The sequence below is a fragment of the Rheinheimera sp. genome (assembly GCF_030824435.1).
Lineage (GTDB): Bacteria > Pseudomonadota > Gammaproteobacteria > Enterobacterales > Alteromonadaceae > Pararheinheimera.
This window is the reverse complement of the sequence record NZ_JAVBXS010000019.1, coordinates 1-13,332: the sequence shown is the minus strand read 5'-3', so window position 1 is coordinate 13,332 and position 13,332 is coordinate 1. Positions and strand designations below refer to the sequence as shown.

The 13,332-nt window shown below is 46.2% G+C and carries 12 protein-coding genes and 2 tRNA genes; 8 read left to right on the top strand and 6 right to left on the bottom strand.

The window, feature by feature from the left end; translation table 11 throughout:
• The first annotated feature begins 251 nt into the window (after window positions 1–251).
• Both RCH83_RS03725 and groL read left to right on the top strand, forming a co-directional pair.
• Window positions 252–542 (top strand): co-chaperone GroES, encoded by a 291-nt coding sequence (locus RCH83_RS03725; RefSeq protein ID WP_053423916.1) that lies wholly within the window; start codon window positions 252–254, stop codon window positions 540–542.
• A 59-nt stretch (window positions 543–601) separates the two neighbouring features.
• Window positions 602–2,239 carry a chaperonin GroEL gene (gene groL / locus RCH83_RS03720; protein WP_306519160.1) on the top strand — a complete coding sequence of 546 codons (1,638 nt, stop codon included), beginning with the start codon at window positions 602–604 and terminating at the stop codon, window positions 2,237–2,239.
• A gap of 933 nt (window positions 2,240–3,172) precedes the next feature.
• On the opposite strand, the gene RCH83_RS03715 is transcribed toward groL, so the two are convergent.
• Window positions 3,173–7,123, bottom strand: a complete 3,951-nt coding sequence (locus RCH83_RS03715; protein WP_306519158.1) for a rhombosortase-dependent M36 family metallopeptidase — start codon at window positions 7,121–7,123, stop codon at window positions 3,173–3,175.
• Between the two features lie 412 nt (window positions 7,124–7,535).
• On the opposite strand from RCH83_RS03715, the gene RCH83_RS03710 reads away from it, so the two are divergent.
• The gene (locus RCH83_RS03710; protein WP_306519156.1) at window positions 7,536–7,763 is read left to right on the top strand and encodes a hypothetical protein; all 228 of its coding nucleotides are present in this window, start codon (window positions 7,536–7,538) and stop codon (window positions 7,761–7,763) included.
• Between the two features lie 148 nt (window positions 7,764–7,911).
• The gene (locus RCH83_RS03705; RefSeq protein ID WP_306519154.1) at window positions 7,912–8,454 is read left to right on the top strand and encodes a DUF3016 domain-containing protein; all 543 of its coding nucleotides are present in this window, start codon (window positions 7,912–7,914) and stop codon (window positions 8,452–8,454) included.
• 23 nt (window positions 8,455–8,477) lie between these two features.
• On the opposite strand, the gene RCH83_RS03700 is transcribed toward RCH83_RS03705, so the two are convergent.
• Window positions 8,478–8,795, bottom strand: a complete 318-nt coding sequence (locus tag RCH83_RS03700) for a hypothetical protein (protein ID WP_306519152.1) — start codon at window positions 8,793–8,795, stop codon at window positions 8,478–8,480.
• 73 nt (window positions 8,796–8,868) lie between these two features.
• Window positions 8,869–9,177: a prephenate dehydrogenase gene (locus RCH83_RS03695; RefSeq protein WP_306519150.1), complete on the bottom strand. Its 309-nt coding sequence runs from the start codon at window positions 9,175–9,177 to the stop codon at window positions 8,869–8,871.
• Window positions 9,178–9,349: 172 nt separating this feature from the next.
• Between RCH83_RS03695 and RCH83_RS03690 the strand changes: the two genes are divergently transcribed.
• The gene (locus RCH83_RS03690) at window positions 9,350–9,739 is read left to right on the top strand and encodes a MerC domain-containing protein (protein WP_306519148.1); all 390 of its coding nucleotides are present in this window, start codon (window positions 9,350–9,352) and stop codon (window positions 9,737–9,739) included.
• A 28-nt stretch (window positions 9,740–9,767) separates the two neighbouring features.
• Here the strand turns inward: RCH83_RS03690 and RCH83_RS03685 are convergent, their stop codons facing one another.
• The 3 genes from RCH83_RS03685 to rsgA are packed head-to-tail and all read right to left on the bottom strand — an operon-like array spanning window position 9,768 to window position 12,402.
• A complete protein-coding gene (locus RCH83_RS03685; protein ID WP_306519146.1) occupies window positions 9,768–10,457 on the bottom strand; it encodes a glycerophosphodiester phosphodiesterase family protein in 690 nt (229 codons plus the stop codon).
• 19 nt (window positions 10,458–10,476) lie between these two features.
• Entirely contained in the window at window positions 10,477–11,337 is an 861-nt protein-coding gene (gene asd, locus RCH83_RS03680) for an archaetidylserine decarboxylase (RefSeq protein WP_306519144.1), read from the bottom strand.
• Window positions 11,338–11,349: 12 nt separating this feature from the next.
• Window positions 11,350–12,402 (bottom strand): small ribosomal subunit biogenesis GTPase RsgA, encoded by a 1,053-nt coding sequence (gene rsgA, locus RCH83_RS03675; protein ID WP_306519142.1) that lies wholly within the window; start codon window positions 12,400–12,402, stop codon window positions 11,350–11,352.
• A 103-nt stretch (window positions 12,403–12,505) separates the two neighbouring features.
• Between rsgA and orn the strand changes: the two genes are divergently transcribed.
• The 3 genes from orn (at window position 12,506) to RCH83_RS03660 (ending at window position 13,332) form a co-directional block, all read left to right on the top strand.
• Window positions 12,506–13,057, top strand: a complete 552-nt coding sequence (orn, locus tag RCH83_RS03670; protein WP_306519140.1) for an oligoribonuclease — start codon at window positions 12,506–12,508, stop codon at window positions 13,055–13,057.
• 103 nt (window positions 13,058–13,160) lie between these two features.
• Window positions 13,161–13,236, top strand: a tRNA-Gly gene (locus RCH83_RS03665).
• Between the two features lie 20 nt (window positions 13,237–13,256).
• Window positions 13,257–13,332, top strand: a tRNA-Gly gene (locus RCH83_RS03660).

Below are 13,332 nucleotides of genomic sequence, written 5' to 3'. Positions count from 1 at the left end.
AACACCAGGCCTTAGCTTTCAAGACCGGACAAAAGTGCACTTTGTTGCAACAAGCTGAAGATAAACTTAAGTAACTGATTGATAGCACGAATAACTTCGCTCTGAAAAGCAAGCTTTGCGCGTTTTTACAAAGAAATTTTAAGCAATGCCCTTGGTTTTTTTAAGGCCTTACCCCATATCCCTGTCACTTCAAAAATTTATAAATTTGACGGCAACGTTAAAACCCCAAAACGCTTTAGGAGAAATTAAGCATGAATATTCGTCCATTACACGACCGCGTGATCATCAAACGCCTGGAAGCAGAAAGCAAATCGGCCGGTGGTATTGTTCTGACCGGCGCTTCTGCTGAAAAATCGACCCGTGGCGAAGTGGTAGCGGTAGGCAACGGCCGGATCCTGGAAAACGGTACTGTGCGTCCATTAGACGTGAAAGTTGGCGACAAAGTGATCTTCGGTGCTTATGTAGAACGCACTGAAAAAATTGAAGGCCAGGAATATGTCATCACCAAAGAAGACAACATCCTTGGTGTGATCACCGAATAAGTAACAACAAACAGATCTTCAACGTTTTCAATTGATAAAAATTTTCGAGGAATTAAAAAATGGCTGCAAAAGACGTACGTTTTGGCGATGAAGCCCGTAACAAGATGCTCAAAGGCGTCAACATTTTAGCAAACGCAGTGCGCGTTACCTTAGGCCCGAAAGGTCGTAACGTGATTCTGGACAAGTCATTCGGTTCACCCATCATCACCAAAGACGGTGTATCTGTTGCCAAAGAAATCGAGCTGGAAGACAAGTTCGAAAACATGGGCGCACAAATGGTGAAAGAAGTTGCTTCTAAAGCCAATGACGAAGCCGGTGACGGTACTACGACTGCCACTGTGTTAGCACAAAACATTATCAACGAAGGCGTAAAAGCTGTTGCTGCCGGTATGAATCCAATGGATTTAAAACGTGGTATCGACAAAGCGGTTATCGCTGCTGTTGCTGAATTAAAAGCTTTATCTCAGCCATGTGCCGACACCAAAGCTATCGCTCAGGTAGGTACTATCTCTGCAAACTCTGACGATGAAATTGGCCAGATCATTGCCAATGCCATGGACAAAGTAGGCAAAGAAGGTGTGATCACTGTTGAAGAAGGTCAGGGTTTAGCGAACGAGCTGGCTGTGGTTGAAGGTATGCAGTTTGACCGTGGTTACCTGTCGCCGTACTTCATCAACAACCCGGAAGCTGGCCAGGTAGAACTGGACAACCCGTTTATCCTGACTGTTGATAAAAAAATCAGCAATATCCGTGAATTACTGCCGGTATTAGAAGGCGTTGCCAAGTCAGGCAAACCACTTTTAATCATCGCTGAAGATTTAGAAGGCGAAGCTTTAGCGACTCTGGTTGTGAACAACATGCGCGGTATCGTCAAAGTTTCTGCGGTAAAAGCGCCAGGTTTTGGTGACCGTCGTAAAGCAATGCTGCAAGACATCGCTGTATTAACAGGTGGTGTAGTGATTTCTGAAGAAATCGGCCTGGAGCTGGAAAAAGCCACGCTGGAAGATTTAGGTACTGCTAAACGTGTGGTTATTACCAAAGACAACACCACTATTATTGATGGTTCCGGTGAGCAAGAAGCTATTAACGGTCGCGTGAAGCAAATCCGTCAGCAAGTGGAAGACGCCACTTCTGATTACGACAAAGAAAAACTGCAAGAGCGCCTGGCTAAACTGGCCGGTGGTGTTGCTGTGATTAAAGTGGGCGCTGCCACTGAAATCGAAATGAAAGAGAAAAAACACCGTGTAGAAGACGCGCTGCACGCAACCCGTGCTGCCGTTGAAGAAGGTGTGGTACCTGGCGGTGGTGTGGCGCTGGTTCGTGTTGCTGCCAAGCTGGTTGACCTGCGTGGTATTAACGAAGACCAGAACCACGGTATCAAAATTGCGCTGCGTGCGATGGAAGCGCCATTACGTCAAATCGTTGATAACGCCGGTGACGAGCCTTCAGTTGTAGTAAACAACGTGAAAAACGGTTCAGGCAACTATGGTTACAACGCTGCAACTGGCGTATACGGCGATATGCTGGAAATGGGTATTCTGGACCCAACTAAAGTAACCCGTTCTGCACTGCAATTTGCTGCTTCTGTAGGTTCTCTGATGATCACTACCGAAGCGATGGTGACAGAGCTGCCGAAGAAAGATGCTCCAGCAATGCCAGATATGGGCGGCATGGGTGGTATGGGCGGCATGATGTGATGCCCGTTGCAGCTGGCTTTTTTTAAGCCGCTGCAAAACATGCCTTTGCTTGATACAAAAACAACAAACCCGGCTAATGCCGGGTTTGTTGTTTTTAGCGTTCCCAATTTTTATAAATAAAATTCCCCCGAACTGTGCTGAGTTGCGCTGGAGTAAGAGGGGGGCCAGCTGTCGTACTGATTTAAGGTGCGATAAGAAGCTGGGTTATTGGCGAAAGCAACCACCAGTAACTACTGCGTTCGCCCGTTCGCGCCTCCCGCGCTCACTTCTGAATGCTCACTGCGCAGTTGCTGGTGTTTGCTATGCAACCTTGTTTTGCGCAAATATTGATCGCTCATGCCGTTGATTGATTATTTACAATCTAAAGATCTTAATCAGTAACAGTTAGCGTTTCGATGGGTTTTGCGGTAGGTGGAAAACATTTATTGCGAGCGGGAATGGCGATCAACCAATGACTTTCTGTTCTGTGTAGATGATATTGCCATGATTGTCTTGCCGAAAAAGGATGGTCATCTTCAGCAATTTATAATCGACCATCCGAGTATTCCAAGACATATACCGATTGTAAGCTGGGAGGATCTGATTGATCACTAGAATCTCTCTGCTCAACAGACTCACACTTACTATTCGCCTCTTTAATACCGATAGAAAAACCAAATACCGGTACTGCGGAGTGAGCATTCAAAAGTGAGCGCGGGAGGCGCGAACGGGCGAACGGAGTAGTTGCCGGTAGTTGGTTTACATCAGCAGGTTTGTCAGGCTGTTGTTAAAACCGTTGTTTCGTAAAGAATTCCAGAAAGTACAAAACAAAAAACAGCAAGACCAAAATTAGCTAACCGCGACAAAGCTCCCAAATACAAAAACAAAAAAACACCCAAAAAAAAGCCCCGCAAACAACTGCGGGGCTTTGGTTTTTAACAGAGTAAAACCGGCTTATTTATTGCGACGACGCAGCCATAATACCGGTAATAATACCAAGCTGAACCAGCCGAAATGACCACCGGAAGACTTCGGTTTTGTTACCGGCACCACTGGTGCAGGGACGTCATTTACTTTCACAGCAACAGTTGATTTCACTGCATCTTTACCATCGCTGACTGTGACTTCAAACTTAATTTCTTCTGAAGCAGTTGTCAGTTGTGGTGCTTTTACTGTGGCCTGAGCTTTGTCAGCATTGGTAATTGTTGCTGCTGTACCAGCTGTTTGTTTCCAGCTGTAGGTCAGTGTATCTGTGCTGTTGGCATCAGTTGCTGTGACCGACAAGGTTACATCAGCACCTTCGTTTACGCTGGCAGCGCTGGCTGCAGCCGCTTTGGTAATCATCGGGATGCGGTTATCACAGGCAAAACTGTCACCTGCGGCAACGTTCGAGAACACTGAACTGTTGATGTTATTCAGTTTCACATTGTCGATGACCCAACCAAAGGCGTTGGTATTAGAGTCAGACACTGCACGGAACCGCAGTTTTACCTGGTTACCGTTTAATGCTGAACCAAAGTTAATCGACTCTTCACCACCCAGATTTTCGTTCATTACACCAGTAAAGGTTTTACGGTCAGCCAATAATTCAGCAAGTTCGTCCGTGTAACCAGCACCACTGAATGAAGCATAAACCGGAGCACCTGTGCTTGGGTTGGTACCAATCTGCACTTTAGTGACATCCATCCAGGCGCCACCGTTGATGCTGATTTCAACCACACCACCGTCATATGCTTCTTCAAACTCGAAGTAGTGCCAGAAGCTCATTACAAAATCGCCACCGTAACCCACTTCAAATGAACGGGTTTCATAAGCAACATCAGAGCTGAAACCATTGTTCGCAACATACATATACTGCGAACCAACAGGGTGGCCAAAGTCAGTGAACAGTTCCGCATAGGTTGAATCCATCATGCGGCTGTTTTTCGCCAGTTCGCCACCAGACAACACCACTTCTTTAAAGTCATTTAAAGAAGAATAAGTTTCCATGTTATCTGTGCTGCTTTGATTAACAGGTGCACGTGGCGCAAAACCAATATTCACCAGATCTGACAGTTCATAACTGGTTGCAACCACACCTTCAGCCAGGCCAGGGAAACTCAGTTTCAGTTTCAGCGTGTCTGCCGTGGTGGCGCCAGCCAATTTAAACTCAACTGGTACAGAAGTTACACTGCTCAGGATATCGAGTTTAGGCAGGGTAAATTCGCCGTTATTGGCAAAAGTAACAGTCTGACCGCTGGTCACTTCCACTTTGGCTTTAACGTTTTCCAGTACTTTGCTACCACGGTTCATCAGTTTAAAGCTGACAGCACCTGTCTCGCCGTTGTCAAGAATACCGTCGTTGGTACAGAAGCCGGCGGTTACACCTTCGTAATTCGTGTTCAGGTTATGGCTGGACACCTCGAAAGTTGACAGTTCAGTCTTGTCTGATTCCACAACACCCTTATGTTGAGCATCCAGGCGGTTTGGTGATTGCGCACCTAAACCCATACCCCGGCCAGCGAAGGCTTTAAGCAGTGATTTGTAGTCTTCCGGATCTTTAGCATAAGCAGCAGCCAGAATGGCGTCGCGCGCTTCGGTATAAGTTGGGCCAACCGGCGTCATCTTATAACCATTCACCAGATAACCCAGCATACGGTGACGGGCCTGATCGAAGCTATGGCGGTCATCGTTCACCAGATTGACAAAACCATCCCACAGCGCAGTTGCCCAGACTTCACCAGCAGAGTGAACCTGTGCATTGCCTTCAGAAATTGCCACACCACGACCCACTTCGATATTGCGGAATGATTTACCGTTCACAGTTTTATCGATGGAATAAGGCACAGAACGAATGCCGTAGTAGAAAGAATCTACATAACTGATAGCCGCATAGGCACGTTGCAGCTTGTCATTGCCTGGCAGTTCCAGATCTTTGGCTTCGGCAATCATCATTAAAGCATGGAAATCACCCCAGCCTTCGCCCATAGAACGGCCCTGATTGTTGTACAGACCGTTACCATTACCCACTAAGCGGTTACTGATATAGTGACCCCATTCATGTGAAACGATGGCGTTGTCCCATGAGCTGTCTTTAAATGGACGGCTGTTAAACATTTTTACTGATACTGTTTTACCAGCGGCAATTTCAGCATAAATTTTATTACCATCAGCCAAAGAGATGCCGATATTCGGGATTTTTACGGTAGCATCAGTGCCACCCATGCCCGGTAAACCGGCCGCTGCGTTGTTTACTACAATAACGCCAATAGCACCCTGGTCCTGTGCGTTTTTCACTTTTACTGTAAAAGTACAGGTGCCGCGGTCGACAATCACAATTTTGCCGGCCATATCAGCGCCGTTGGCAGCTGCAGTACAACCGTCACGACCCGGAGCCACACCATCGTCAAACACCACAACATCGCCGCTTAAGTCAAACTGACCCTGGCCAAAACTTGAACGTTGCATTGCAGTGATGCTAATAGCAGCGCCATCTGCTGTGGCAACTACACCATAATCTTCACCAAAAGTGGCGTCTTTGCTGTCCCACAAATACATCTGCATCCGCGGTGAGCCGCCGTCTGCTGGTGTTGACATGTTGGCGTTGTTAAAACCTGAATAATCCTGCACTTCGGCACGGATTGGGTCTTTTTCTGCACCACCACGACCGTAGTTGCTCAACTGGGCATTACCGGATTTTTCGTCAAAGCCGTAGTCATAGAACAAATCGTGCAGATAGTTGTTCATATAAAACAGGTTAACGATGGCGGCTTTACGGTTGTTTACCGAAGTTTCTGCTTCGTCGGTACGGTATTTGTAGTCAAAGGTCAGTGGGGCCGTTGTTTCAGCGGCATAGTCGCCGTTACTGAAGCCGTTTGGTGCAATAGCATCAATATAAGCAAAAACGTTGTTGCCTGAGGTTGTAGTTGCGTTATCAGCCAACCAGGCATCTTTGGTGCTGATTGGGCCATGAGTCATTTTGACTAAAGGTGCAGCCAGATAAGTTGTTGCATCTTCCTGATCGGCGCTGGTTGCCGGAATGACGTTGCCATGCGGGCCATCCCATGGTTTGCCGTCATTATTGGCATAAACGCGGTAGTCAAAAGCGGCAGCATGAGCTTTTAAGCTGTTTTTAAACAGAATTTCGCCAGTCTCAGCTGAAACCACATAACTCATGTATTCAGAGTCGACTGAGCCTTCTTCTGCGAATTCAATTTCTACATAGTGCGCAGCAACCAGTGCATTTTTCTTTTCGAAATACACTGGTTTAGTACGGGGTTCGCCAATCAGTTTCAGTTTGCTGCCGTTGTTTTGTACAGCAAATACAGTGTATTTATCTGCTGATTTGTCAGCGGAAACTGTCACAGCATCTGCATCACCACCTGCTGCTTTAAATGCCGTTAATACGGCGTCATCGGACTTGGCAAAAATGGCGGCATTGGCGCCGGCAGCCAAACCTTTTGGGGCTTGTGCCAGTGTGCCTGAGCCAGCGACCAGGTTAAACTCAGCGTCCATCAGGACGTTGTATTCTTTATTAAATACTTCAACGCCTTTTAATTCCTGACGGAATTTCGCAATTTTGACACCGTCATCACTTTGATGAGAATGAACCAGCACCGGCGCCATACCTGATTGTTGACCTTTGCTGATAGCGCCTGTCATAGCATCAAGATAAAAACTGGCGGCAAATTCTAACTGGTGTTCGGCGGCAACTGCACCCAGGTTTGGTTTGCTTAAATTAACCGGAGCCCAGGCAAATGTGGTTTGGCCTGTCTGGCTGTCAACCTGATGCGCCATACCACTGACGGTCGCAACCTGAGATTGAGATTTAAGACCTGGTGCAGATAACTGGGAAGCAGAGACCTGGCAGGTGCCGAGGGCTGCGCCAACCAGAATGGGCAATAATGCCGGAGTGAACTTTTTCATTGATGTTCCTTGGGTTGTATTTTATAGGTATGGTTAAACGATTAATAAACACGTAAGTTTTATATAATTAATTGGCTGTCAAATCAACAAATCGTTAACTTGTGTCACCGAAAGTTGGATATTCAAACGCTTTAAATCAGTCAGGGGTTTTACAGTGCTCAGATACAGTTTGTTACTTGTGATAGCAGTACATTTGCCCGCATGCTCTAACGAACCTCTTATCAACAGGTCTGAGGTTAAATCGCAGAACATAAAAGCTCAGTCCGATATCACTACCACAATTAAAAAGGGAACGTCTTCTGCATTAAATAAGTCGGAGCGACACAGCATACAGATAAACGGCAAGAAATTTTTACGGGACCGGAATGCAGCGTCATGGCGGTTATATGATATTGAATTTTCTCAGTATGTAATGGCCAGTAACAGTTTGGTATTAAGCACCACAGATTTGCAGGCTTCATTGGCGAAAGCCGCTTTGACAGAAAGCGGGACGCAGTGGCGAAAAATTGCAAAAGATACCTATCAGGCCGAATTTGATATGAAGCAGATAGAGCTGGTTTACCGGCGTTTAGTCAAAGCGCAACAGCAGGTTGAGTGGTTGTTGGATTATAGTCAGCGTAACGACAAAGAGCTGATGTAGTCACAAATGTCAGCAGAATGTCATGATAGATTGCATCTCTTTGCATTTATTCACGTCTTACAACGTTATAAAAAGGTAAAAGCTATTATATTGTGTCTAATGATACATGCGGGGGTTGGCCCGCACAGACAGACTAAAGGGGTCATCTATGCGTAATACACTTATTATGTTCACTACGGCGATGGTTTTTAGTTTTGCAGCGGCAGCATCCACAGGTTCGGCCGAAGTAAAACTCAGCTGGCAGAATCCGGAAAAGTTTACTGATATTCGTCCGGGTTCAGGTACTAAAAAAGCCTATCAACAAAGAGTTATCAACGCTTTTGACAAAATGTGGGGCGATTTTGCGAAGCAACTGCCGCCCGGCTACAAACTTGAAGTTGTGATCACTGATGTTGATTTAGCCGGTGATGTCGAAGCTATGTACAGTGGAGTAGGTGCGGGTCGGACTATGAATGACATTCGGGTGATCAAAGATATTTATTTTCCGAAAGTGAGTCTTGATTACGTATTGTACGACCAGAATAAAGCCGAAGTTGCAAAGGCCGCCGGTGTGAAAATCAAAGATATGGGTTTTATGCAGTCTGGATCTTTAGGTATGGGCAGTCGTGAATTTGGTTATGAAAAACAAATGCTGGAAAAATGGTTTCATAAAGAGCTATTGCCAAAAACGAAACCTGAGATGGCGAAGTGATTTTTATATCAAACCCGCAACAGCTATAACAAGATGGCGATTTTCTGATAAATCGCCACTGCTTCTTCTCTGCTCAGTTGGCCACTGCTTGCTGCCCGCCCAATAGTGCTGCTGACTTTCACCGAATCATTGTTTTCTGTTTTTTGTTCATCTGTTGTATTTTGCGGTTTTACTTGCGACAACAGGTTCACCGAGTTGTCGGTATTGAGGTTAGACACGGTTTTTTTGGCAATATCAGTAACGCTTTGGGCTTTGTCTTTTGCCGGAAATCTCAGGTTATTTTCGGCTTCAGTGGTGAATCGCAGTTTATCTGATGAAACCGCAGCTGCAGTAAGATTCATGATTAGAGCCTCCACTTGCATAATGAACCCGAAAAACGCATCAAAAAGCCTGCAAACGCTGTTTAATAATAGCTCAGCGGCTTAAAGCTGTACGAAATTCATTCAGCGTTTTGTGGAGTAACTGTAATTGTTTGACCACCAGCTCCAGCGTAGCGGTGTTAAATTGTTGGGTGAGACGCATTGATGCTACTTGTTCTGCGGTTTCTGACAGATAAGGTAAAAAACGTGGACTGCTGACTCTGAATAATGAATCGGCAGGGAAAATTGCCTGATGTTTGCCTTTACCTTGTTGTGCCATTTCATCCAGCAGTGCGTCTGCATCCACGGCTTTGCGATAAAGTTCTTTTAAATTCTGATCAAGCTGATTAAGTAACTGTTCCATACCAAACCCTTTTAAAAAATGGCTGGCATTATGCCACAACTGCCTCTGTTACAGGCAAAGCATAGGTGCTGTTCTGTGTTTTTTAGCCCGGAATTTTTTGCGACGGCAGTTTTCATCAGGTCAGATTTGTTATATCATCTCATTTCTTTTTTTGGCAGCAGCAGGCCCCCGAATGTTTGATCAAATTCGTCATACCCTGGATAAAGTAGGGATTGCAGTGACATCCTTATGCGCTATCCACTGCATCATGCTGCCGGTGTTATTACCTGTATTGCCTTTGCTTGGTCTGACATCAGTGCATAACCACGCGCTGGAGCGTATTGTACTTTTGGTGACTATGGTGCTTGGTTTTATTACGCTTTTTGCCGGTTTCCACCGTTACCACCGAAAGTTGTACCCCTTTTATTCATTATTTCTGGGTGGTTTTATTTATTGGCAAAAAGACCTGTTAGGCCATGAATATGAACATTATGTGCTGATAGTGGGTGCTGCTTTTGTGGTGCTGGCGCATGTGCTGAATATCAGGCTCTGTAATCATTGTCATAGCTGTGAAAGCCATTAATTTTACAGCTATTTCTTAAAAAACTGCGTTATTCAAACCAGTTTTTGGCTTCATTGGGAAAGTTACAAAAAATCCCGTCTACACCCATCTGCTGTAACCTTCTGGCTTCGCGCTCATTATTTACAGTGTAAACATAGACTTTAAGTCCGCGCTGTTTTGCATCCTGCACCATTTTTTCATCAATAAAAGCCCGGTCACAATGAACTGAAACTGCACCAATTTCTGTGGCAAAAGCACAATAATTCAGTGGAATAGACGCAGTTAAAGCGCCAATGGCAAGCTCAGGGATGAGTGTCTTAAGCTGTTGTAACAGCGGATGGTGAAAAGACGAAATCAACAGTGTTGACCAATCGGTACCCAGCTCGCTGCGTGCTTTATGCAGCAGCTTCACCAGCAGTGCTGCCGTGTCGTGGCCTTTGAGCTCAATATTCAGTACACAGCGGTTTTGCACAAGTTCAAGCACTTGCCACAAAATAGGGATTTTTTCCCCGGCACCTGCATCCAGCTTTAACAGCTCGGGCAGTGAATAATCTTCCAGCACACCGGTGCCGTTAGTGGTGCGGTTGAGCTCGCGGTCGTGAATCACCACCAGCTCATCCTCGAGCGCATACACATCAATTTCAATGCCGTCAGCGCCACAATCTAAGGCTGCCTGAATGGCTTGGAGGGTATTTTCCGGAAAGTGACCGCTGACACCACGATGGGCAAAAATAAACATCGGTCACCTCCGGTTTTATTTAGTGTTGTTTAGCGGCAAAAGCCTCACCCATACGGGTCACAGCACCAGGGTATTGTTGTGGTAAAAATTCAATTTTGTCCGGTGCAAAAGCCAGAATCACAGTTGAACCCAGCTTAAAGCGGCCCATTTCAGCACCTTTTTCCAGATGAACTGCATTGGCGCCCGTAGCTGGGTAGCTCCAGCGGAAAATGTCTTTGCCTGTTGGTGGGGTAATAGTGCCGGCCCAGACAGTTTCGATGCTGGCCACAATAGTTGCACCTACTAACACCAGCGCCATAGGGCCAATTTCAGTGTCAAAAATAGTCACTACACGCTCGTTGCGGGCAAATAAACCCGGCACATTGGCGGCTGTTAACGGGTTGACTGAAAACAGCTCACCTGGCACATAAATCATTTCACGTAAGGTACCTGCGACCGGCATATGAATGCGGTGATAATCTTTTGGCGCCAGATAAATACAGGCAAATTCACCATTTTGATAAGGCGCAGCTGTTTCAGCCAAACCACCCAGCAGAGCTTGTAATGAATAGTCATGGCCTTTGGCCTGAATGAGTTTGTCGCCGTTTATTTTGCCAAGCTGACTGATAGCACCGTCCACCGGATGCGCGATGATATTGGCATCTTGCACCACTGGGCGCAGACCCTCTTTCAGCGGGCGAGTGAAAAATTCATTAAAGCTTTTATAATCAGACGCATTTTCATATTTGGCTTCGGCCATATTGATGCCATAAGATTTAATAAAAAGTTTGATCAGTGCATGTGTTAATGCACCTAAACGTGCCGCAGCCAATAAACCCACCAGACGGGAAATCAGATGTTTGGGCATGATGTACTGCAGGGTGATTTTAAATTTATCCATCAGTGCGGATCCTTAATCAACTTTAAAAAAATTCGGTTTATCCTGTTCCATACTCAGCAGGATTTTATGATAGTTATCAAAACGTTCAGTCGACACTTCACCAATTTCTATGGCGTGATGTAAAGCGCAGCCAGGGTCGTTGCCATGTTTACAGTCACGGAATTTACAACGGCCGAGCCAGGGGCGGAATTCTTTAAAACCCCAGATCACTTCATCAGGCTCTAAGTGCCAGAGTGCAAATTCGCGGATACCGGGCGAGTCAATTAAATTGCCGCCTTCAGGCAGATGATATAAACGGGCAACAGTAGTGGTGTGCTGGCCAAGTCCTGAGTTATCAGACACTTCTTTGGTCAGTACCTGTACCTGTGGCAATAAATTGTTCACCAGGGACGATTTACCCACACCGGACTGGCCAACAAAAATGCTGGTGCCGGATTGTAAATAAGTATCCAGCTGCGCCATGCCTTCACCGGTTTTGGCGCTTAACAACAGCGTTTCATAACCAATTTTGCGGTAGGTATCGAGCTGTTTTTCAACTTCAAGACGTTGTTCGGCAGTTAACAAATCAATTTTGTTCAGTAATAACAAAGGTTTGATTTGCATAGCTTCAGCCGCAACCAGATAACGGTCGATAATATTCAGCGAAAGTGAAGGCAAAACGGCAGAAACAATAATCAGCAAATCGATATTGGCCGCTACGGGTTTGAGGCCATCATAAAAGTCCGGCCGCGACAATACAGAGCTGCGCTCCTGCACAGCTTCTATCACGCCGCTGATACCGGCCTGAGGTTGCAGCGCACGGCGCCACACCACTTTGTCACCACAAACCAGGGACGTGATAGTACGGCGGATATTACAACGTTCAATGGCGCCGTTCTGGTCTTCCACATCGGCATGTTGGCCAAAACGGCTGATCACAACACCTGCTTCTGTGTCACCCAATTGGGTGTGCTGCATTTGTTGTTCGGCTTTAGCGGCTTTTTTTTCCAGTCGTTCCAGCCGTTTTTGCTGGTTACCGGCAATACGATCGGTTTGGCGTTGACTGAGGTGTTTCTTTTTCGTCACTGTATCTCAAGAGCCCTGCGGGCGTTTTCCAGTTGGCGTCAGGCGTAGTATGATACTAGCATTCACTCAAGTAACAAAGTAGCAATCCCATAAGGTGCCTTTTATGTCTGTTAGCGAGAACAATTTAGTCTGGATTGATTTGGAAATGACCGGCCTGGAGCCTGATATTGATGTAATTCTGGAAATGGCCGTGATCGTCACCGACAGTCAGCTGAATATTCTGGCCGAAGGCCCGGTGTTTGCCATTCAAACGCCGGACTCTGTGCTTGATAACATGAGCGCCTGGTGTGTGGAACAACATGGCAAAAGTGGTTTAACCCAACGTTGCCGCGAAAGTAACACTGATTTAGACAGTGCAGTTGATCAAACCATCGCCTTTTTATCTCAGTATGTGCCGGCCGGTAAATCGCCAATGTGTGGCAATAGCATAGGGCAGGACAGGCGTTTTCTGGTGAAATATGCCCCTAAACTGGAAAGCTTTTTCCACTACCGCAACCTGGATGTCAGCACTGTGAAAGAGCTGGCCAAACGCTGGAATCCGGAAGTAACCAAACTGGTGAAAAAATCATCAAGCCATCTGGCGATGGATGACATCCGCGACTCAATTGCTGAATTAGTCACCTATCAACAGCACTTTTTCCGTTTGCCTTCATAAAATGCTTGCAAACTCAATTTGATTTTGTAAAATGCGCCCCGCTTAGTTGCGAAGTTAGCTGAAAGCCAACTACACAACTAAGTGGTGGAAAGAAGAAATTGATGCGGGCATAGCTCAGTTGGTAGAGCGCTACCTTGCCAAGGTCGAGGTCACGAGTTCGAATCTCGTTGCCCGCTCCAAATTCTTCAGACGATACGATGCGGGCATAGCTCAGTTGGTAGAGCGCTACCTTGCCAAGGTCGAGGTCACGAGTTCGAATCTCGTTGCCCGCTCCA